The sequence below is a fragment of the Desulfurococcaceae archaeon genome (assembly GCA_038845865.1).
Taxonomy (GTDB): domain Archaea; phylum Thermoproteota; class Thermoprotei_A; order Sulfolobales; family Desulfurococcaceae; genus UBA285.
Genome location: JAWBQJ010000006.1, coordinates 81,686 through 103,440 on the forward strand (window position 1 = coordinate 81,686; position 21,755 = coordinate 103,440).

Here is a 21,755-nt window from a genome sequence, read left to right on the forward strand (position 1 = left end):
CTCTACACACCTTTACCTATAAGCATCTCTAAGCCCTTTCTATAACCAAATTTCATTACCACCGGGAGCACCTCGTCGGGAAAGCCACTGTAAGCTATTCTCCCGTGCACGATCACGTGCACCTTGTCTATTCTACTAAGCCTTTCCGCTATTACGCCGAGATGAGTCACCAGCATTACGGCTGTTCCGCGCGCGCGTAACATCTCAATAGACCTGGCTATAAGCTCGATGCTCTCCACGTCTACACCGCTATCCGGCTCGTCGAGCATCGCGAGCTTGGGATTTTGAAGCATTACTAAGAAAAGCTCCGTTCTCTTCTTCTCGCCACCGCTAAACCCCACGAAGAGGTCCCTTGACATGAATTCCTCTACTAGTAGTGTTTTAGCTAGTAACATGCAGTCGGAACAACCGTGCTTCTTAACCATGGCCGAAGCCACGTCTCTTAGCTTCACTCCCTTAACTTCAGGTGGGTTCTGGTGCGCTAGTGCAATACCTAGTTTTGCCCTCTCGCAGCTAGGCATGTCGGTGATATCTCTACCATTGAAAAGTATCTTCCCCCCGCAAACACTGACATGCCTTAACCCCATTACCGCTGAAAGTAACGTTGACTTACCACTACCGTTAGGCCCCATTATAATGTGGACTTCCCCGGGTTCAACTACCAGCGAGATGCCTTCAACGACCTTCTTACCCTCAACGCACACGCTAAGATCTCTCAGTTCCAGTAATGGTATACAACCTCACCTGAAAAATCCCAGTGTAATATTCATACCAATGACTTTTAAGCGTGCACGGCAGATTGATCTGTACACTTAGCTCGGCCCACGTTGACGGTGTCAGCGGGGCGCCCAGTAACGGTCAGTACTACTAAATAAACGGCGTGAAAAACGTACCCAGAAGGGACTCCATCGCGATGCTACCCAGGTACACGCCTACACCCGTCATTATCAGCATTACGGCCAGGAAGTAGTATACGGCGTGCCTTGAACCCGGGTTAACTGATAGTAATGCAATGGTATTGGACATCGCGAGAACTAGCGTTGAAATGTTAACCATTAACGAGATGTCCACGGGCTTTACGGTGAAGAACGAGAACAAGCCGGCAAACTCCGCTGGGACGCTCATCGCGTACTTTAAGACGACGCTCGCAAACGCGTTTATGAACCCGCCGACGAAGATTAACAGTACTATCGCAACAGCGTGCATGGCGTAGAGTGTGATTTCAAAGGTCCTAAACACCTGTAAGTAGGCTAGTCTGAGCCTGAAGAACTCGTTAACGTGATCGGATAGCAAGGACCCAGCTTCGCCAGTGTCTCCGCCGAGCTCAATCGTGTCAATGAAGATCTTTGTGGTTCGCGCGACGAGGTCGCTACCGGACTCCTCGGCGAAGCGCGTCCAGATTATTCTCGGGTCTATCTTGTTCAACAAACCGGCATACACCTTGACGAGGAGCTTTTTGAGCTTCCCGAGCTCAGCCATTAGTAGAGGCTTCAGCGATTCGAGCATATTCGGCACTACAGCTAGGTGCTCGCCGTAGCTTCTTAGAAACGCTGGGTAGAACATGTCATACTCGATAATCCTGCCTTCGTAAAACTTAACCAGCAAACCGGCTGGCAGTAAAGCTAGCCCTGCGAATATCACGTACAGGGATGTAGCCTCCATCTCCGTTATCTTCAAGGTAATAACCAAGTACGTGAAAATAAGGGCGAGGAAGGCCATTCCGCACGCTCCTAGGACACTAATAGACCTCACTATGCCGGCACGGCTTCTCCTGCACTCGAATAGCGGTCTCCTAATGATAAAGTAGAGTACCGACGACATTGCAAGTAGCGCGAGGGCCATGCCTACTATTGCCGTTAGTACGAGCTCGACCGCTCCACCGAAGATCATGCCTAAAAGCATGAGCGTGGCCACGAGAAACGTCAATGCACCGATGAGGGTGGTGTATATTCCGAGAACGACTCTTAGTGTCTCGATCATCCTACTATAGCCGGACTTGTACTCGCTAAACAACGTATTGTACTCCAACCTCAGGTACTCCTTTACGTCGCCACCGGTAGCGACGATTGCTGAGAATCTCTGAAAGAGCTGTTCTTCGACCTTGCTTGGGGTTTCCTTAGATACCAGTCTAAGGGACTCCGGTAGGCTGTACCCCCAGTTCTTGGTCAGCGTAGTGATCTTCGAGTATAGGTCCCTATACTTCTTCCTGTAGAAGTCGGCTTCGCCAACTTTTTGAAAAAGCGTTACTAGCGGGGGATTACCGGTGACGAGGCACCTCATGTGTACTAACACGAATGCCAGGTCGTCTGATACGGGTATGATGCCTCCTAGCCTCCTAATACCGACGTAGTAGACCAGAAGCATAACTGAGCCAATGATTACGATAGCGCCGAGAACGGCGCTAAGGGGGTAGGGAACCGTTACCGTGATCGTCGAGACCACTACTACGTTGAGCAGTATTACAGCCCCGAACAGGTATGCCCTCTTAAGGAAGAGGTCTAACAACCTATTGAGCTGCTCACCGATGAAATCGCGTATTTTCCTCGAGCTCATAGGAGGTCGCCCCTAATTAGCCTTTTATAGGCTTGTTCTAGGCCGAGCTCGTATGTCTTGATCACTGCGCGGTACACATCGTAGTAGTCCAGTACGTTCTTCTCGGCGAGGAGTTTCAGGTACCTAGCCCTCAGCTCCAGTTCCTCGTAAACTACGTTTATTTCTCGGCGGGGAATGCCCCGCATTACGGCCACCTTCTCTTCTAGAAGGTAGCTTGCACCTCTACCCGAGAACCTGTGCGTATCTGTTACCGGGTCCCATACGAACACCGGTAACGCCGCGATGGAATCCGTCTTAGGGTCGTAGCCCAGTACTTCGTAAATGGATATCATCCTACGAACCAGCAATCCCTTCTTATCGTAAACCGATGACTGAAACCAGGCGATGTTGAGGTTATCTAGGTTTGTTTTAGGTACACTTATAGGCGGATTCGTAAGCCTCTGTAGAAGCCTCTCAATGTTAGCGGCGTGAAAGGTCGAGAGAACGGGGTGGCCTGTTTGCATTGCCTGGAACGCTATGTTACCCTCTGCACCTCTGATTTCGCCGACAATGATGTAATTCGGCCGCTGCCTTAGCGCTGCTTTGAGCAGGTCGAACATCGTGACGCTGCTTTCCGCCTTCCCCGTATCCCTAGTCAACTCTCTTACCCAGTTGGGGTGCGGTAATGCGACTTCGGCGGTGTCTTCGATCGAGACGATCTTGTAGTTCGGCTTGATGAATACCGCCAGCGCGTTCAGCGTTGTTGTTTTACCACTAGCCGTTTCACCACATATAAAGGCGCTCATGCCCTCGCTAATCATGATCCACATGTAAGCGGCGGCGAGCTCGCTGAAAGTCCTCCACTTGATCAACTGAGTTACGCTGATAGGGACCTTGGCCACTCTCCTAATGGTGAAGTTGCTTCCATGAAGGCTTACATCTTTTCCGTACACTATGTTTATCCTACTACCATCGGGGAGGGTTGCATCTACTATTGGCCTAGCTCTTGATACCGGCTTGCCGATCTTCTCCCCGAGCTTTATTATGAACTGATCTAGCTCCTCCTCGCTGTGGAAGCCGACGTTGCTTTCCAGGGAGCCGAAAATCTTGTGCACTACGTATATGTTGCCCACGCCCCTCGATGACACGTCTTCCAGGTAGGGGTCCCTCAGAAAGGGCTCTAGCGCGCCCAACCCGATCTTGTCCCTGATCAAGTGGTATTTCACGTAGTCGACGTCCCCGGAGTACACCTTGACCTTGGAGTTCCGCGGGCGGACCCCGTTATACTCCACGGGCTTATCAGTTACGTCTAGGATCTCTTCGAGCAGTTCCAACAAGACCCTCTTCTGCTCCTCGGCTGACTCGACCGCGTGCTCCGGCCTGATCTTGTATGCCAGTATCTCCTCGATCAGCCTAAGTAATCTCGGAGGAGGCCTCGGCGGCTCGACTATATTGTACCTGGCATACCCCCGGGCTCCTTGCTCGATGTTGTTGACGTGTACGAACACTCCTCCCCCAACGGGGTATAATATGTTATACTTACTCCATAACTTCATATCGCCCGCTGGCTTATCAGCTATGAGGGGTTCCTCACCGTGTTTCTCCTTAAACTCGCTGATGTACTTGACCAGGTACTCGGGCCTATCGCCGAAATCTGGCTCCTTGACCTCAATCCTCGCCTTACGCCGGAATAGGGTTCTTATTTCGAAGCGGGGTAAGCTCGGCATAGGGACACCCAGCTACACTTTAGCCAGGGCCATTGGTACGAGCTTTATTCCGAACGCGGGGTCTACCTCAAAGGTGATTGTTGTGTTGTAAACAGTCGGCGCGCCCTTCAGCTTGACTATGTTTATCGTTTTCATGTACCTGCCCCCCATCTCCACGTTCTTCAGCTCCATGTACCCATCGGCTATTGCTTTTAGGAACAAGTAAGTTTCCCTATCTAAGCCCTCAGGGTGTATGCTGAGTACGAAGGACTTACCCATGTCTACGAGCCTCTTCACTATCGTTAAGAAGTTTGAAACGTTCTCGGTCGTGGCACCCTTAATCAGTGTAGTGAAGGAATCCACAACGTACATGTCGAACCTATTAACGCTTCTAACAACGTGGCTCTGCACGAGTTCGAGAAGGGTCTTCCCCGTGGTTTCAACCCATTTAACGCGTGGAATCCTAGACGAGTAAACCGTGAGGTGCCCCTTGACGTAGTAATCGAGTACGTTGAAGCCCACGTTAACCATCTGCCTAATGTAGCCGAGCGTGGTAGCCTCGGTCGTTATCACTATAACGTTTAGGCCGGAGAGAAGTGCCCCGTAGACGAACTGCTGTATTAAGACGGTTTTGCCGGTACCGTGCTCACCTTCAACCACTATAAGTGAGGGTATCGGTAGCCCTCCTGCGAGCTTCACATCAAGCTCGCTATTACCGGTCGTGATGGTCCTGGTTTCAAGGACCATAGATGACCCACCTAGCGGCTGTAAATCCATACTGCGAAGTGAAGACTATCTTCACTGGCTTTTCGACATCCATGTCACTGGCCGTGAACGCCCCTCTAATAACGCCCACTTCGCCGGGTCCTATGGCGGGCCTCGAAGTGAAGGGTATGAAGTAGTTTTCCGCGAGAACGACCTTTTCCACGTTCCAGCTTATCCCGTATTCCAGCTTAGTGACCTTCATTTCACCCGCCGTGGTGTAGTACTGCGCTATCAAGTCGCATTTATTCATGGCGTAGATCGGGTCCGGGCCTTCGTTGTATACGCTCACCTCAAATTCCACTTCGTATATGCCGTTACCGACATTCCTTACGCCGACAATCGTAGCGTTTGCGATGGTAATCCTGTTAAGCCTAGACCTGGCTAACGATTCCACGTAGTCCTTCAATGAGCCGTGCAGTAGTGTGGCTGAGTACGTCAGCGTGCCTATGAACAGCGAAGCGGCAATTAAGAATACCAATGTCACCACCGCGCCGGGTAGCACTACTTCGGACGGCATTTGAGGTCACTCTGTGATTACGTACGTGGTGGTGTAGCCATTGACGAGGACCAATCTCACCTCTATAGGCCTGACATAGCTCTTACCGGACACGTCTATACATACCTCCACGGTTTCAGAGGGCTCTAGTACGTTTTTGCCGGTACCGTACTCCACGAGGACAACGTTCGGGTTACCGGTACTGTAGTAATCGACTGCGTTCGCGTAGTCTTTAACGAATATGTCGATGCTATCTAGCCTAGTGTATGGTAGGTCTCCCGTGTTCTTGAGAAAGAGAACTACGTGAGACCCGTTGTAGTACGCGTATATGATGGACACTCCGAGCCTAAAAGCATCTGACCTGTTTTTTACCGCTATGCTTATGGAGTTGGCTAGGTAGTTTAGTTGCCCCATGATGGTAACGGCGAACAGGGATGCGAGGATCACCGCCACGATCGTTAGTAGCGCGTGCGTTATCGTTGTGGACTCTCCCATTCACTTTTACCCTCTTTAACACCCGTTACTGCGCCTTCACCCGTAACCTGCTTTCTCCTCTTGGAGGCGAGCACGTCTATGACTGTTCTGAGGGCTTCTTCTTCAACGTCTTCGGACCTCACGCCTAGTTGCCTTAATAGCATGAACATCATTAACACGTTTTCTTCATGAGAGACGCCTTCTTTGAGGGACTCTTCGATGAGGTTCGCGGAAGCCTTTACCAGGCTGATCTCCTCTGGGGTGAACGCCCTGATTTCCTCCAACATCTTAATAATGGACTCTATGCTGGTCTTCGGGTAGAGCCTTCTAAGCTCGTAGAGTATCTTCATAACGTTCAGCATCTTCCTAAAGCTCGTTTCGGCGATGTGTACCCTCTCTTCGCGCAAGACCTCACTGATGCCTGTAAGTACCCGTGAAAACCCGGGCTTCTCCGCGCTTTCCGCCCGCCTGTCAAGTACAGCGGGCTTCTCAGTAGTGCGCTCCGCGGGCCCCTCTACGCCGGTACTCTGCGCGCTCGCCTGTGGGGGTGCTTGCAGAGGTACTTCAACAACCGGCTTCGCCTCTTCGACCGGCTTATACCCGCTGAAAGGCCCCGTCAAGTCCGCTATCGACGCCTTGATCTCCACGATAGTTCTTTTCAGTTCCTCAATACTAGTCTTGAGCTCCTTTAACTCTTTAACTAGATCAGCCTCCTGGGCCATCGCACCCCCACCTTTCCCGGGAACTGCAACCTCGAACTTAGCGAAGTGCGATAAAACCCTACGCGTAAATACTCGGCAAAACCAGCACCTGCACCTCCACACGCAGTCCAAAAGGCTAGTACTCTTGGACACATGTATCAAACCCCCTTAAACCCCTCTTCTTGAGCCCGTACAGGATTATCGCCGAATCCACGCCCACGTGCATGAAGTAAACCGAGAGGTAGATAACCAGCACACCGGCTGTAACGGTAACTAGCATGAATAGAGCAAAGTCCAATGTGAGCGCGAACTTGATAAGCACCAGGTACAGGTAAATAAGTAGAGCTACCAGCGCAAATCCAACCGCCCCCGTGACCACGAGGCCCTTAACCAGGCCCCTCATAGACACCCCTACCACCGTTTAACACACCATCTCGACATGGATGGAAAAATGCAGGAAAAAAAAGAGCTTAAATTAAGCTGACGAACTCGTTCAACGGTAGTGTCGGCGGGATGAGCCTTTCAACAGTTAACGGCGCGCCCGCAAGAGGCCTAATTTCAACGATGAACCTATCGTATGGTTTTAGTTCAAGGCCGTCAGGCAGGTAAATCACTAGAATTACCTTTTCGCCTATTTCCAGTACTTTAAATGAAGGTGCATTTGTGTCTGTTTGTAGTGATTGCACGAAGTAGAACGTAGCATTAACTTCGTTGCCTGTACCATTTCCGCTGACGTCATCGTACAGCTGGGTGTAGTTAACCGGCGATGACGCGCTCGCAGGATCTCCTGCGTTTATCTTTGAAAACGTCCCTCCAGGCAACCTTATCACTACGTCCACTTTGTCGTTAGAGAGGTCTACGGCCTGCTGTCCTGGCGAGATCTTGAGGGGTATGTATATTGCCCTGACAAAGCCCGTATCGTTGACGTACGCCATTACGGACCCATCCACTTCCAGCGCGCTACTGGCTTCGTTTAGTGCTTGGTTCATTACCTCCTTGCTCTTCTGCGTAGTGAACATGCCCATGTTCAGTACTACGAATGCTAGCGCGGCCGCCACTATCACGAACGCTATCAGTACGATTGCAGCCTCAATGCCAACGATACCCTTCTTCCCGGCCATTTCCCTTCACCCGTGTTTCAGCTTTCTCCACCGTTTTTAAAAGAGGCTCCTTGAAACTCGCCCAGCCGGCTCTACGGGGCCCTTAGTGGAGTATTCGACGGGTCGGCGAGTCACCGTTGGCATTCTTTCAAACTAGTACCCATGGCTTTAAAGAACGGTTTACAGAGTCCTGAATGGGGTTAACCGTGCTTACCGCGAACGTGGCAGGTGTCGGGGACCCCACGAACTACTCTGTAACCCCCATGGAGGAGCTTTCAATACTAGTCGATAACGTGGTGGTTAAACAGGCCGTTCTTGCGGGGTTTAGAGAGGGGATTATAGGGTACTGGCCCCGTGACCTCGACGGCGAAGTCGAGTACATCACCAATAGCGTTTACCTGCCGAACTTGCTGTTAGCCTTTGTCGTAATTAACGGTGACGAGCTCAAGTACAAGTACATTGTCCTACTACTAGGTGAGAGGTTTCTACTACTAGCGCTCGATAAGAGGGTTGACGCGGAGAAGGTTGGAGGCCGGCTCTTGAGCGTGATCAGGGCGTTTTACGGGGTTTCTTCAGGCTGAACCCTTCTGGTAGATGAGGAGGTTCAGCAGGACGAGCGGTGCGAGTGCGAAGAGGACTATGACGGCCAACATCCAGGCGCTTACACCTATGAACACCACCGTTACGAGCACCAGGGTCAACACCCCTAGGTATACGGAGTTCAGCTTCAACATTATCTCGCTAGTCCACGGCGTTCCAGTGAGCTTAACGAGAAGCTTATAGAGCAAACTAGATACGTATACCTTGTAGTGGAGCGTTCTTCTGAGTAGCTCGAAACCCTGCTTGTCTAGTAACAACGCATCTTCATTGCTCGCTTTTACGACTCTAAATAGCTTTGTAGGCGGTTGCGTGAACGAGCTTAGAAGCACGTCTAGATCGGTCCTACTCATACCCATTAACCTGGCAAGACCTCTCACCAGGATGGGCCTACTGGGCTTGACCAGTCCCAAGTATACTACCAACTTGTACAGGTTAATGCTGGTCATGATCTCCTTGGCGATGTTTATCCTTACGGGGACGGATAGTTGCGCGTCGCCGAGTACCTGGGATGCGGGTTTCAGCAGGTCCACGATCTTGGAGACGAACTCCTCCCCTCTTTCACTAAGAGATACTCTGAGCTCTTCGCCGTCCTTCTCCTTGGAAATTAAACCCTTCTTTTCCAGTTTTCTTAGAGAGTCCAGTACCGCTTTCTTCGAGTAACCGAATGCGGTTGCGAGGTCGTCCGTGGTAACGGGCCTCTTAACGCTGTACAGGTACAGTATCAGCTCTAACTGGCTAGTAGCACGCGAGAAGTCTATGATACTATCCAGGTGCCTGAGGAGAGCAAGCCTTTTTTTAAACGTGTTAATGCCGCTTACCGTGGTTTCAGCGCCCAAAACTGTATCCCTACAGCTATATCAATGTTTAAACCTTTAAAACGGTTAAACCAGCCCTTCATCCCGAAGGCCCGCCAGCCTACAGCGTCCATGATCTGGACAGCGCGCACGCGCCTCTTAACCCCTCAAGGCGATTATTGTGCTAGGGATTTTAGGTTGAGGTGGCTCATTTTTGCACACGGAGACGGCGATGGTGTCGCCTCAGCAGCGCTTGCTAAGGCCTATTTAGAGCAGCTGGGGTATAAAACGCAAACTGTCTTCACGCACCCCGTGGGGCTTCTTGACGACATTAAGGAGTTTGCCAAAGACTATAATGGGATATTTATCGTCGATATCGCTCTTAGCGAAGTTCACGGGAATGAAGTCCTGGGCTTACTGAAAGAGCTGGCTACTAGGTGCACGGTGATCTACGTAGACCACCACCCGCTACTAGAAGACATGAGCATACCCGGAGAACTTGTCTGGATACACGACACTTGCTGCTCAGCATCTGAACTCGTATATAGGTTTCTGCGCGGTAAAGGTCTCAGCCCAGAGTACTCTAGGATAGGGCTTTACGGCGCTATAGGAGACTACCTGGATGAAACGCCGTGGGTTAAACGTGAACTTAGTAATTGGGATAAGAGGTCCGTATACCTTGAAGCCGGCATACTGATACAAGGCCTTGAAGGCTCTCGCAGAGATTACGAATTCAAAAGACGCGTCGTAGAGCACCTCTCCGCGAATAGGTTACCGAGTACCATGAGCGAGCTCGTTGAGAAGAGCCTGAAGCAGGCTGTCGAAGATGAAAACTTAAGGATATGGGTTAAAAACAACGTAGCGAAATACGGGCTTGTAGCTTACGTATTAAACCCACCTGGTAGCGCCGGTAAGGCCGCAACCTACGCTAGGATATATGGCAGTGGAAAGGTCGGAGTAGCCGCTGAAGAACGTAAGGAGATCTACGTCATGAGTCTGCGTGGAGAGCACGGAGTAGACTTAAATAGGATATTGCGCGAACTCAGTAGAACGATCGGGATCAACGGTGGAGGTCACCCCACGGCCGCCGGGGCGAGGGTTAGTAAAAGCAAGTTCATGACCTTCATTGAGGAGTTGAGTAAGCGCGTGTACGGGAGTTAGTACCACCCTACTCGGGTTCTAGAGATTAGAGGGAGGCGTGTACGTGCTTTTCTTGAATTTGAGCTTTATCTCGTCGCCGGCCTCCCTTAAAACCTCCACCGTATAACCCCTTCTACTCGCAATAATTTTAGTAAGCCCGAGAGGTAGAATGGTCTTCTTCGTAATCACTATGAACTCTTCATATGCTCCTTCATCCAAGACCTTTAACAGAAGGGCTACTGGGTTCTCGTTGCAGCCAGTAGACCTGCTCAGATCCAGTTCGTGCACGTAGCAAACACCTCTACTAGAACCTGAAGTAAGTGGACTAATATAGTTGCATCCAAGGACCCTGCACTACGAGTAGGCGCGCTACCCATGGGCGATCCCCACTACACTCCTTGCTCCGCAAACGCGAGATCGTCAGCTAGCCCACTAACGGGCACTCTACGTGGGTATTCGTACATATAGCTATGTACACTGTATAGCTCCTAGTAAACATTTATAAACTCCTCTCCACAAAACACAATAAGTGGGGGTCAGTTAATGAAGGGGCTCCTTAAAGCTCGTGCACTTCCTACCGGCGTCTGGGCAATACTACTAATCGTGTTCCTACTAATAGGGTTCGTAATAGGGTACTTCATTCCGAGAGCGGGGGCGCCAGGCGTAGTTGCACCTACAGGCCTACCCAAGGAGATTCCAGTAGGAGTTATAGTTGCACTGAGTGGGGCATACGGCTCGTACGGTATACGAGAGGACGCCGCAGCTAGACTAGCCGAGAAGGATATAAATGAATTCGTGAAAAAGATAGGGCTCGACGTGAAGTTCGTATTTTACTACGAGGACTATGCCAGTAAACCTGATATAGCGTTGCAAAAAGCACAGGCCCTCGCTGCCAGAGGTGTAAAGGTAATTATCGGTGGCTTAATCAGCGGTGCCACCAAAGCGATTACCTCGTATGCCGAGGCAAACAAGATAGTCGTCATAACGGGGTCCTCTACAGCCGCGCGAAAGGACGTTGCACCACCAGCAGGTTACATTTTCAGGACGCTTCCCTCAGTTGAAGCCGAAGGGATTGCCACGGTCGACCTCATACTAAGTCTCGGCGTTAAAAACGTGATAATAATATCGCCCGAAGAATCCTACTCGCTCTCATTCAAAAACGCCTTCGTAAACGCGGCGAGGACGAAGGGCTTAAACGTAGTTGCAGACCTCACGTTCCCGGTAGACACTAAAGACTTTAACCCGCTAATAGACAGTATGGAGAGGGCTGCCGCACCTTACTTGGAGAGAAAAGAGGCGTTCGCAATAGTCTGTAACACGTGGGAAGACCACGCCACGGTCCTACTCACTCAAGCTAACGCTAGAAATAGTCCTCTACTGAAGGTCCTTTGGTTCGCATCCGACACATTACCGCTAAGCACTGTAGTGATCGAGCAGGTGGGGCCCATAGCTGAGAAGGTGAAGCTAATTGGAGGCCTATTCACAGGAGCCGCGTCCAAGGTTGCCGATCATGTGAGGGAATACACGCTATCTACACTAGGCCAAGAGCCGACAGTATACGCTTACGCAACATACGACGCTGCATGGATCGCAGCACTGGCAATACTGCTCGCGGGTAAATATGATGGTGAAGCCATAAGGAATGCCGTGCCTTTAGCTGCAAGCATATACTGGGGGGCAACCGGAAACATAGAGTTTAACAGTGAGGGTGACAGGAGCTTCGCGGACATGATATTCTACGGCGTCATAGGTGGTAAGTGGGAACCCGTTACCGTGTACAGGGTCCTAGAGAACAAGTTCTACTGGCTTAAAACAGTAGAAGTTCCCAAACTGTAATTTTTTGTCACTCCTGCTTTATAATAGGTCCATACGCGTGTAGGCCTGTAACTGGCTGGGTAATATGGTGAGCCCTCCCGAAATCCACTTAAAAACTCTAAATGTCACTAAAAGGTTCGGTGGCCTGGTAGCTGTCAATAAGGTTAGTGTAAGCATACCTAAAGGCTCCTTAACGCTCCTAATAGGGCCGAATGGTTGTGGAAAGACTACGCTGGTAAACACGATAACGGGGATCTACAAGCCGGATGAGGGAAAGGTGTACTTTAATAACGAGGACATTACGGGGTTGCCGTCGGATCAGGTGTATAGGAGAGGCCTGGTTAGGACGTTTCAAATACCGTCTCCTTTCACTAAGTTAAGCGTGCTTGATAACCTACTGGTAGCGGCTAGGGGCAATCCCGGCGAGAAGTTCAGATACCACCTGTTTAAAAAGGCCTGGTGGAGTTACGAGAAGAAGGCACTTGAAAAAGCCTTCGAGGTAATGAGAATACTTAATCTAGACAAATACTGGGATAGAGAAGTATCGGAACTAGATGCAGGAGCGCTTAAGCTGATAGAGATCGGGAGGGCGCTGATGTCTGATGCCCAAATGATAATACTGGACGAGCCTATAGCAGGCGTTAACCCTAAGCTAGCGCACAGTATTTTCTCACACATAGTGAACGTGAGAAACGAGCTCGGCATAACGTTCTTGATAATAGAGCACAGGCTAGATATAGCTCTCAAATACGCGGATTACGTGTACGTAATGAACCAGGGCCTGATAATATCTTCGGGGACGCCGTCGGAAATAGTCAAAGATGAAAAAGTTAGAGCAGTTTACCTAGGGAGGTAGGTGGCCGGTGCTCGTGGTTAAGAACCTGAATTCAGGCTATGGAAAATTCCACATACTTTACGATATTTCACTAGAATGCAGGAACGGCGAGATCCTGGCAATACTGGGTCCTAACGGAGCTGGCAAAACAACCCTACTTAATAGCGTCTACGGCCTGGCTGACGTGTACTCCGGCGTCATAGAACTGGGTGGAGAGGACATAACGAGGTTACCGCCTCACAAAAGGGTCAAGAAGGGTATTTCATACGTCTTTCAAATGTTTAATGTATTTCCAAATCTCACCGTGGCCGAGAACCTCAGACTCGTAGCGAGGTTCGCCGGGCTAAACAGAGGTGAAATAGAGAGCTCCCTGAACGAGATATACGAGCTCTTCCCAATACTGAAAGAAAGACAAAGACAAGTAGCAGGGACCTTGAGTGGGGGGGAGAGGCAGATGCTGGCTTTGAGTCTAGGGCTCGTAAGGAAGCCCAGAGTTCTTTTGCTAGACGAACCCACAGCGGGACTAGCCGTTAAATACGTTGACACGCTCATGGAGAAGATCAACCTGCTGAGGAAGATCATGAACATCTCCATAGTCCTCGTGGAGCAGAACGTACATAAGGCGCTCGAAGTCGCGGACAGGGTGATGGTTCTCGTAAGTGGTAGGATAATCTACGAAGGAACCCCCTCAGACCTCTACACCAAGCACGACATATTGAGATTGTATCTGGGTGTTGGTGAGGCGGCTTGATCGAGACGCTTGTAGGGGGCATAACGCTGTCATCGATACTCTCGCTCATGGCTATAGGCATAACGCTACTCTACAGGACAACTAAGGTACCCAATTTTGCACACGCCTCGTTCGTGACCACGGGCATCTTCGCGGCGTTCACCCTACACCTCTTTAACCAGCCCATTTATTTAGGGTTACTGCTGGGCTTCCTGCTCTCCGGGCTGGAAGCACTCTTACTATTCTACCTCGTGCTGGAGCCCCTGAGGAGGAGGAAGTCCTCCATATTCATACTAATGATGGCGACGCTGACTTACGATATTTTCCTTTTCGGTTTAATAAACATATACGCAGACTACCTCCAATACACCTACAAGGCCACAGCGAGAAACATATACTTAGCTGGGGCGGATTTCAAGGTACTCGGTGTTCAAGGGATAACGGTGGTATCCGTGATCACACTAGTAGCGTGTCTATTCGCGCTTCACATATTCCTCAACAAAACGGTGTTCGGGACGGCTCTGAGGGCCGTAATGGAAAACGACTCCCTCGCGCTAGCTAGTGGCATTAACGTAAGCGCAATGCTAGCCATATCGTGGTTTATAGCAGGCGGGCTGGCCGGCGTGGCGGGGGCCTTACTTCCTCTGCACATAATGTGCAGTCCCTCAACGGGCATGATCCTCATAGCCGCGATGTTCGCTGCAAGCATACTAGGTGGACTAGAGCAACTGTACGGTGCCCCCGTAGGCGGTTTCATACTTGGCCTCGCCGAGACACTGCTCGTAACGGGGCTCTCCTCGGTGCTGGGTCCCTGGGTTATGACGTACTCTGGTATGATACCCTACATAGCGCTCATACTCGGCCTCATCTTCTGCCCCAGGGGCCTGATCTCCATAAGGGTGAGGGGTGCGTAGTGCATGGCGTTAGAGCTAATAACTCTATTTATATCGGACCTACTAGCACTTCTAGGAGTATACACCATTCTAACCCTCTCGTTAAATGTGCAAAGGGGGTACGCGGGAATACCCAATTTCGGGTTACTATTCTCATTTGCGGGAGGCGCCTACATTACGGGAAGCCTAGCGGCTAGACTGGGACTACTGCTAGCAGGGGTAGGCACCGATATTGACCCCATATCAAATTCCGTCGGTGCCATGGCGGTACTAAACCCCATTCTAAGATCGAGCCCGCTGCTCACGATCACGTTAACGGTAATACTCCTACTAATAGGCGCTGTTACCGGGGCACTACTAGGTCTAATCCAGCTAGGCCCCGTAATTAGGCTGAGAATCGACTACTTAGCAATAACGCTCTTGGCGCTGGGGGAGGTGCTGAACTACATTGCCACGGTGTACAAGCCGTTTATAAATGGAGCTTTAGGGGTCTTGGTGCCCGACCTCTTCTCGTGGGCTGGATCAGAGTACAGGTTTATGGTAGCGACCCTAGAAATCCTCCTAATAGCGTTCCTGGTATTCCTGTACGTGGAATACCTCGGTAGAACACCGTTGGGGAGGGTTTTAAAGGCAATTAGGGAAAACGAGGTTGCAGCGACCTCGCTGGGAAAGAACCTGGTAACCTACAGAGCCATAGCGATGACGATAGGTTCGGCTTTCTCGGGCATTGCCGGCGCGCTCTGGACACTGTACTTGGGTGCCATAACCCCCTCCCTCCAGAGGTTTGACTGGACGTTCCTGCCCTGGCTGATGATCTTCCTCGGGGGAATAGGCAACAACCGCGGAGTGTTCCTAGGGACCTTCATATTCGTGCTGATAAACCGGTTACTCGTGTACATTAAACACTACTTCACCGGGCTACTTCCGTTCGATGTAGTGTGGTTCGACTACATATCGCTGGGAATCGTGATGGCCTTAATACTAATATACAGGCCTCAGGGAATACTGCCAGAAAAGCCGCGTGTACCCGGAGAGATTAAGGAAATCATGGGCAAACAAGGTCTCGAGGAGAGGTAATTACTTAGTTCCCCCTCAATACCCCGTTGCGTCGTTAAAGTAATGGAGAGTCCGAGCGGGGCTGTCAACGTCTTCAAGGACTGAAGGTCCTCTACAGCTTCGTAGTCTGGAGAGGGCGCCTGAGGCTGGCCGGCGGGTGAGGAGTGTATGTAAGCTCTCCGGTGCTTTCTCACCTAGAGTAAAATGCTAGGAAATTAACCCGGTAGATGTGAACTACAGGTACTCAGAGCTTCTACGACCCTGCTCCTAAGGGAATCTAGGTCGAATCCGAGAATAGTGGCGTTGCGAATGCTCGAAAAGGCATCTTCAACGCACTTGGTAGTACTGCAACCTTTAAGCATGTTCTCGAGAACTTCAAGGGCTTCTTCGGGATACACGAAGAAGTCGCCTGATATCTGTACATCCTCAATAGCGCAGCTTTCTGTAAACACCACGTCGAGTTTAACAGTCTTTGTAAATCGTAGCGTTACTGAATAGGTTTTCAAGTTCTCACCTCTTGAATATCCATGCGCGATCCCTGTACTTGTTAACTAATTGCTCGGCTAGCTTTAACTCTTCTTCACTAAGCCGATCGTAGTATACTGTGGCATTTAATGCGCGAGAAAAACCTTTAACCAGGCTCCTAACTAGTGCCTCCATGTCCACGTCATTAATTACCTGTCTCAGGGTTACGACTCTCTCCCTAATACTTTTAACCCCCTTACTTTCGAGCTTTACAGCTGGAACAAGTAAGGCTTTTTCCAGTACATCCAGGTCCGTCGCATACATGAGTGTTCCGTGCTGAAGTAAGTAACCTGATTTGCGCGTTTGAGCGCTTCCCGATATCTTGCGGCCGTGTACGACAACATCGTTAACGGGTACGAACTCAGCTTCAACACCGATTTCCCGGAGAGCGTAGACTAGTCCACTACAAATAATCCTATAGCTTTCCTGGACATCTGTTAAAGGATGCTCGATCGGGAGAACCACGCTATAGGTTATCTCTCCATTAGCATCATGGTACACTGAGCCCCCTCCTGTTATTCTACGTGTAAACGGTATTCCGCTTTCCTCGAGAAACCCCAGGTTAACAGCTTCCCTCACCTTCTGGAAATAACCGATTGTAACAGCACTGGGGATGAACCGATATAACCTAAGGGTGTTTTCTATTCTGCCCTTGGTCCTCAGAATCAGCATTGCCTCGTCAATGGCCATCTGCCAATAGACGTCTCGACCTTCTAGGTCGACTAGCACCCGTAACTTCAAAGTAAGTCCACCGTAGTTAATAAATAGGTCGTGCCGTAGATAAAAATGCATGGTAGTGGCGTGCCTCGACAGTTAACCGGCGAAGGGAGCGTGATGACCGCTCTAAGAGCATCAATAGGAACACTAGCGTCCCTGGGCCTACTAGAGATCAGAATGACCGAGAAACCCAACGTAGCCTACCTGCTTCAGTACTCACCGGATGGTTGTAAAGCTGGATGTGCTTACTGCCTGCAATCACGAAGACTGTTCAATATTAAGGGCGGAGAATATCTGGGGAGGATTCAGTGGCCCATTATAGACCTAGACGTTTTAGCTAGATCGTGGAGAAGCGTTTTCAGCCGCATATGCTTTCAAACGGTCGTAAAACCGGGCTTCACTGCCGAGGCCTTAGAGATCCTAAAGAAAATCAAGTCGTTTGAAGATAGGTTACCCATATCAGTCGCGGTAACGCCTGTTTCCACGGCTTTTCTACACGAGTTGAAAGAACTAGGAGTTGACGCCCTAGGAGTGGGTCTTGACGCGTGTTCACGAGAGGTCTTCGAGAGGTGGAATAAACCGTACAGCTGGTCTACCTACTGGAGGTTCATAGAAAAAGCTGTCGATGTTTTTGGTAGGGGCAATGTCTATGTTCACCTGGTTATAGGGCTCGGGGAATCCATGGCGGACGCCGTCAACACGATCAAGAAAACGTATAACGTTGGTGCACGGGTAGCCCTATTCAACTATGTCGACATTTATGGTAAGTCTAATGTTGACATAAGCTACTACAGGCTTATTCAGATCACAAGGCTTCTCGTAGAGAACGGGCTAGACCCCGAGGAGTACATAGACTATGACAGGCGAGTTTTGACGGGAAAAGTACCACTAGAGATGGTGCAGGCGTGTTATACTAGTGGATGTCCTGGATGTAATAGACCTTTTTACAACGAAAAACCCAGCGGGCCTGTCTACAATATCCCTTCCGAGAACTACCTCAGACTGTACATGAACAGCCTTAGGGAGGAACTAGCGAGAATAGGGGTTACAATATGAAATTAAAGGCTTTCATACCACGTAGAATGTATAAGCCGGTATCGATAACGGGCTCCTGGTGCTCGCTGAACTGCAGGTTTTGTAGTAGAAAATACCTAGAAAACATGGTACACGTGAACCCGGCAAACTTTACCAAGGTTGCTTACGAGCTGTATTCTAGTGGTGTTAGAGGCGTACTAATAAGTGGTGGTTTTAGACAGGACGCTACACTGCCGGTTGAGCCGTACGTGGAGAAAATATGTGAGGTTAAAAGGCGGCTTGATCTCGTTGTGAGCATGCACTTGGGGCTCGTGAGAGATAGGGGTATTCTCACCGGCTTGAAGGACTGTATCGACGTGGTTGACTACGAGTTTACTTTAAGTAGCTACATCGTCAACGAAATCAGAGGGTTAAGGTTTAGCCCTGAAAAGTACGCTGAAGCCCTTAGCTTAATGCTAGAAGAGGGGTTGCACGTTGTTCCTCACATCTTTACGTGGCACCCTCAGATCAAGAACGGCGACCTAGCTAAAGAGCTAAAAGTACTGAAGGAGTTCGGGGTTAACGAGGTAACGCTTCTAGTGTTCATAGACAATGAGTATGTTGAGCGCAGGGAGCACTTAGCCGAGAAAGTTCTAAAAAACATCGAGTATGCGCGGGCAGCGTTTCCAGGTAAACTATATATGGGTTGTATGAGGCCAGCATGGATAAAACCCCTACTGGACCCCGTCCTAGTAAAACAAGACCTCGTTGACAGAATAGCAAACCCCTATCATAGTGTTCTCAAAGAGCACAGAGGTATAGATATACTTGATGCCTGCTGTTCCATACCAGAACACCTAACTTCCAGGTTCGAGTTAAAGCTTTCGATAACAAGTAGCCACTAGTTTGGGCCCTGACAGTAAAATGCTAGTTTAGTAGAGTACGATAATCCGTAACTTAAACATATCAATGGTTACCAAGTAATTGCGAGTGCCCGGAGATCAGGCTATAGGGGGTTACACACGGTGGAAGCTGAGTTCACGAGCTGGAGAACGTGTTCAAAGAGGCGGTAAGTATATATAATAGTAGAGTGAAGTGGTAATTTGTGGTGAAACAGTGAAGTTTAAAATCGCTCTCATAGTTTTCCTCATTACTATACTACTCGTATCCTATATTGCACTAATCTACTGGAGGCCGGCTGAAGCCCCTAAGAAACCTAGAAAGATACGTATAGAGCCCGCTCCTGCCACTAGAACACCTGAGCCTCTACCAAGCGATTTTCTCCCGATGAAGCTGTCATGGAGTGTAGAGAAAAGTAATGTAAGGACAGATATGTTTTACGCCGGGGGGGTTCCAAGGCGGCCTGAAGTTGTTCTCAGAGTCAATGTCTCCGCAAACATTGTAGGAAAACTCGCTGAAGCGATTGTTGAAGGCGATAAGCTCTTCTTAGCTGATGGTGAGGGGGTATATGCATTGAACAGGACCACGGGCGACCTCGTATGGGGGGTCGAAGTATACTTCGACAGCCTTGAACAGAGGGCAGTGCGAGGTCCCGGCCCCATAATTAGGTGGAGGGCTCTTGGACTTTGGGGGTTCGTAAAAGCCTATGGTATTGGAAAACACTTGTATGTAGCTACATCTTCTCGTATCCTATCCCACGGGGAGGAAGACTCGTACCTTCTAGCAATAGATAAAGATAGCGGTGAAGTCGTCTGGAAAGTGAAGTTAGAGTCAGGGGAAGGAGCCTCTTCCAAGTCTTCAGTAACCTCAAACCTCATAGTAACTAATGGCAGGATATTTATTGGAAGCATTGGTCCCGAAGGATACGTTTTCGTGGTCAGTGAGAGCGGGGAGATTCTGTGGCGTAGGAGCGTTGGAGGAAATGTGAGAGGATTAGCTTATGGAGATGGAAAGCTGTTTGTAACATCAGAATACAGTAAGAAGCTCCACGCACTTAATCCAGAAAGTGGAGAGCTCCTGTGGATCTACGAGCACGACTCCGAGCTCATGACTCCATCTTACGGGAGCGGGAGGTTAATTGCTGTTGATTCCCTAGGAAACATGTTAGCTATTTCCACTAATGGGGAGCTCCTCTGGAAGAAGCCTCTTGGAATAGGAAGTGACGTTAACACTAACTCCTACGTGGCACTGAGCAGTAGCTACGTGTACGCTACTAGAGGTCTCGGTGAAAGACCTAGAAATCTCTACATACTAGACTTCAATGGAAATACTGTGGGGAACTTCACATTAAATATCGATGAAGATGGGGGTACGCCAGCCGTATCTCAAGACATTGTAGTTCTACCGGTGTTGAAGAAAAATGGTGAAAGCAAGGTATACTTGCTGTGGAGGGGCCTCCACAGTCTCGGTGAGTTCTACTTTGCTGAGTGTAGTGGTAGTGGCTGGATGCCTAAAGTTAGCATTGCTTACGGAGAAATACTCGTAGTTGCCTGCCCGAGCACTCTTTACAAGTTATCAGACACAAGGAAACCCACTATAAGCAGTGTCGAGGCTTCATATAATGGAGTGCTAGTCGTGAAAGCCAAGGCTTACGACGTGGAGAGCGCTTTGTACAAAGTGCTACTCGTTTACAGCATAAACAATTCCCAGTGGATCTATAAGGAAATGAACGTCACAGCAAATTACGTGACGGAACCTATTGGAGGCCACGGCCTGGAAGAAGAAGTCTACGTTGCCGAAATACCAGTAGAAGTCGCCAGAATAGAGCTGTATGTAGTTGCCGTAGACAACGTAGGAAACCACGAGGTATCAGACGTCTATGGATATGAAACTTCCTATGGAGAAGGCTAGTAACTAGGCACGCTGTTTTTGTTTTTATAACCAGTCCTCTCAGCGCATTGAACATCGATGATACTTTCTTCGAGGAGTAGCATTTAAGTCACTAATTCCAATTCAGTTCTTAAAACAAGTAGAAAACCAATATGTAGAGAAAAGTGGGAAAGCTCTCATCACGTACTGGGCACAAGGAAGTAGCTCATTGAAAAGCACGTGCTAAGCAACGAGGATAGGCAGACCTGAAATGAGAAGTAAAGTAAGCTTAAAGAACGACCAGTAATTTACCACACGGGGGTTTCTCAGAGCGAAGTTGTTTCAGACCTAACCAGGAACTTTTTAAACTTAGGTATCTAAATGAATATATTGGTGGCTTGGGTGCCCAACTCCCTTCCACGGTGGGTTCTCAACGACTATATTAAGCTTAGAGCTTATTTTGGCGAAAGGCCTTTTACTGTTGATGATGCTTCTAAGGTCTTAGAGAAGCCTTTGGATACAGTAATGGTTCTTATAAGCCACCTCAGTAGAGGTAACCTGGTGAACGTAGCGGTAGATCCCGAGAACCCTAAGAAGAAAATCTACGCTCTTCGACCAATACCCGTTACGAGAGGAGACCTTGAAGGCATTCTAAAGAAAGCAGCAGACTTGATAAGAACACGCGTAGACTATTCTTTCATACTCGTCTTACTCTTCTACAAGAGGATAAGCGACCAGTGGAAGCTTGAGTATGAGGTTACCGTTAAGAAGCTTGTTGAAGAAGGCTATTCAACTCAGGAGGCTGGAGGCTTAGCAAAAGAAGAGTTCTTCCACCAGTTCAAAATACCAGAGGAATACCTATGGGATAACATAGTTAAGCACAAGGGAGAACTACACGTATTCTTCTCTGAAGCTCTCAAGAAACTCGGAGAACTAAACCCCGATCTGAGAGCAATATTCGACAACTTCGACTTCCACCAGTTCGCCTCAAGCAGGGAGAACACGGAGATACTCAGGCAACTGGTAGAGTTGTTCGACTCAGTACCCTTGATTGATGTATCGCCCGACATCCTTGGAGACGCCTACGAGTGGC

The 21,755-nt window shown here is 49.5% G+C and carries 24 protein-coding genes; 11 read left to right on the top strand and 13 right to left on the bottom strand.

From position 1 onward, the window contains the following. Positions 1-2: 2 nt before the first annotated feature. The 9 genes from QXU03_07370 to QXU03_07410 form a co-directional block, all read right to left on the bottom strand. Positions 3-704 (bottom strand): ABC transporter ATP-binding protein, encoded by a 702-nt coding sequence (locus tag QXU03_07370; protein ID MEM2171548.1) that lies wholly within the window; start codon positions 702-704, stop codon positions 3-5. 163 nt (positions 705-867) lie between these two features. Next, on the bottom strand, positions 868-2,553 hold the full coding sequence (locus tag QXU03_07375) for a type II secretion system F family protein (protein MEM2171549.1): 1,686 nt from the start codon (positions 2,551-2,553) through the stop codon (positions 868-870). Then, complete coding sequence (locus tag QXU03_07380) at positions 2,550-4,259, bottom strand: type II/IV secretion system ATPase subunit (GenBank protein MEM2171550.1); 1,710 nt, start codon at positions 4,257-4,259, stop codon at positions 2,550-2,552. Before QXU03_07380 ends, QXU03_07375 begins: the two co-directional genes overlap by 4 nt. 12 nt (positions 4,260-4,271) lie before the next feature. Continuing rightward, positions 4,272-4,985, bottom strand: coding sequence for an ATPase domain-containing protein (locus QXU03_07385; protein MEM2171551.1), 714 nt, complete (start codon positions 4,983-4,985; stop codon positions 4,272-4,274). Next, positions 4,975-5,520, bottom strand: a complete 546-nt coding sequence (locus QXU03_07390; protein MEM2171552.1) for a hypothetical protein — start codon at positions 5,518-5,520, stop codon at positions 4,975-4,977. The genes QXU03_07385 and QXU03_07390 overlap by 11 nt, the downstream gene beginning before the upstream one ends. 6 nt (positions 5,521-5,526) lie before the next feature. Continuing rightward, the gene (locus tag QXU03_07395; protein ID MEM2171553.1) at positions 5,527-5,994 is read right to left on the bottom strand and encodes a flagellin; all 468 of its coding nucleotides are present in this window, start codon (positions 5,992-5,994) and stop codon (positions 5,527-5,529) included. Beyond that, the gene (locus QXU03_07400; protein ID MEM2171554.1) at positions 5,973-6,806 is read right to left on the bottom strand and encodes a hypothetical protein; all 834 of its coding nucleotides are present in this window, start codon (positions 6,804-6,806) and stop codon (positions 5,973-5,975) included. Before QXU03_07400 ends, QXU03_07395 begins: the two co-directional genes overlap by 22 nt. A gap of 4 nt (positions 6,807-6,810) precedes the next feature. After that, the gene (locus tag QXU03_07405; protein ID MEM2171555.1) at positions 6,811-7,092 is read right to left on the bottom strand and encodes a hypothetical protein; all 282 of its coding nucleotides are present in this window, start codon (positions 7,090-7,092) and stop codon (positions 6,811-6,813) included. A gap of 52 nt (positions 7,093-7,144) precedes the next feature. Beyond that, complete coding sequence (locus QXU03_07410; GenBank protein ID MEM2171556.1) at positions 7,145-7,795, bottom strand: archaellin/type IV pilin N-terminal domain-containing protein; 651 nt, start codon at positions 7,793-7,795, stop codon at positions 7,145-7,147. 173 nt (positions 7,796-7,968) lie between these two features. On the opposite strand from QXU03_07410, the gene QXU03_07415 reads away from it, so the two are divergent. After that, entirely contained in the window at positions 7,969-8,355 is a 387-nt protein-coding gene (locus tag QXU03_07415) for a hypothetical protein (GenBank protein ID MEM2171557.1), read from the top strand. On the opposite strand, the gene QXU03_07420 is transcribed toward QXU03_07415, so the two are convergent. Next, positions 8,347-9,210 carry an ArsR family transcriptional regulator gene (locus tag QXU03_07420; protein MEM2171558.1) on the bottom strand — a complete coding sequence of 288 codons (864 nt, stop codon included), beginning with the start codon at positions 9,208-9,210 and terminating at the stop codon, positions 8,347-8,349. The genes QXU03_07415 and QXU03_07420 overlap by 9 nt on opposite strands. Before the next feature lie 156 nt (positions 9,211-9,366). Here QXU03_07420 and QXU03_07425 point away from each other — a divergent pair, with 156 nt between their 5' ends. Continuing rightward, positions 9,367-10,329, top strand: a complete 963-nt coding sequence (locus QXU03_07425; GenBank protein MEM2171559.1) for a DHHA1 domain-containing protein — start codon at positions 9,367-9,369, stop codon at positions 10,327-10,329. An 18-nt stretch (positions 10,330-10,347) separates the two neighbouring features. Here QXU03_07425 and QXU03_07430 read toward each other — a convergent pair whose 3' ends face one another. Continuing rightward, on the bottom strand, positions 10,348-10,596 hold the full coding sequence (locus QXU03_07430; protein ID MEM2171560.1) for a hypothetical protein: 249 nt from the start codon (positions 10,594-10,596) through the stop codon (positions 10,348-10,350). Between the two features lie 255 nt (positions 10,597-10,851). Here QXU03_07430 and QXU03_07435 point away from each other — a divergent pair, with 255 nt between their 5' ends. From QXU03_07435 to QXU03_07455, 5 genes are all read left to right on the top strand, one after another. Beyond that, positions 10,852-12,144 carry an ABC transporter substrate-binding protein gene (locus QXU03_07435; protein ID MEM2171561.1) on the top strand — a complete coding sequence of 431 codons (1,293 nt, stop codon included), beginning with the start codon at positions 10,852-10,854 and terminating at the stop codon, positions 12,142-12,144. 64 nt (positions 12,145-12,208) lie between these two features. After that, on the top strand, positions 12,209-12,979 hold the full coding sequence (locus tag QXU03_07440) for an ABC transporter ATP-binding protein (GenBank protein ID MEM2171562.1): 771 nt from the start codon (positions 12,209-12,211) through the stop codon (positions 12,977-12,979). A 13-nt stretch (positions 12,980-12,992) separates the two neighbouring features. After that, positions 12,993-13,709 carry an ABC transporter ATP-binding protein gene (locus tag QXU03_07445; protein ID MEM2171563.1) on the top strand — a complete coding sequence of 239 codons (717 nt, stop codon included), beginning with the start codon at positions 12,993-12,995 and terminating at the stop codon, positions 13,707-13,709. Next, positions 13,706-14,602, top strand: a complete 897-nt coding sequence (locus QXU03_07450) for a branched-chain amino acid ABC transporter permease (protein ID MEM2171564.1) — start codon at positions 13,706-13,708, stop codon at positions 14,600-14,602. The genes QXU03_07445 and QXU03_07450 overlap by 4 nt, the downstream gene beginning before the upstream one ends. Positions 14,603-14,605: 3 nt before the next feature. Continuing rightward, positions 14,606-15,658: a branched-chain amino acid ABC transporter permease gene (locus QXU03_07455; GenBank protein ID MEM2171565.1), complete on the top strand. Its 1,053-nt coding sequence runs from the start codon at positions 14,606-14,608 to the stop codon at positions 15,656-15,658. Positions 15,659-15,852: 194 nt separating this feature from the next. On the opposite strand, the gene QXU03_07460 is transcribed toward QXU03_07455, so the two are convergent. Beyond that, positions 15,853-16,143, bottom strand: a complete 291-nt coding sequence (locus QXU03_07460) for a lipoate protein ligase C-terminal domain-containing protein (protein MEM2171566.1) — start codon at positions 16,141-16,143, stop codon at positions 15,853-15,855. A 4-nt stretch (positions 16,144-16,147) separates the two neighbouring features. After that, positions 16,148-16,903 (bottom strand): biotin/lipoate A/B protein ligase family protein, encoded by a 756-nt coding sequence (locus QXU03_07465; protein ID MEM2171567.1) that lies wholly within the window; start codon positions 16,901-16,903, stop codon positions 16,148-16,150. A gap of 45 nt (positions 16,904-16,948) precedes the next feature. Here QXU03_07465 and QXU03_07470 point away from each other — a divergent pair, with 45 nt between their 5' ends. The 4 genes from QXU03_07470 to QXU03_07485 form a co-directional block, all read left to right on the top strand. Beyond that, positions 16,949-17,935 (top strand): radical SAM protein, encoded by a 987-nt coding sequence (locus QXU03_07470; GenBank protein ID MEM2171568.1) that lies wholly within the window; start codon positions 16,949-16,951, stop codon positions 17,933-17,935. Then, entirely contained in the window at positions 17,932-18,798 is an 867-nt protein-coding gene (locus QXU03_07475) for a radical SAM protein (GenBank protein MEM2171569.1), read from the top strand. The genes QXU03_07470 and QXU03_07475 overlap by 4 nt, the downstream gene beginning before the upstream one ends. Before the next feature lie 211 nt (positions 18,799-19,009). Then, positions 19,010-20,704 (top strand): PQQ-binding-like beta-propeller repeat protein, encoded by a 1,695-nt coding sequence (locus tag QXU03_07480; GenBank protein MEM2171570.1) that lies wholly within the window; start codon positions 19,010-19,012, stop codon positions 20,702-20,704. A gap of 339 nt (positions 20,705-21,043) precedes the next feature. Further along, positions 21,044-21,755: type I restriction-modification system subunit M N-terminal domain-containing protein (locus tag QXU03_07485; GenBank protein MEM2171571.1), on the top strand; the 712-nt coding region annotated here is incomplete at its 3' end.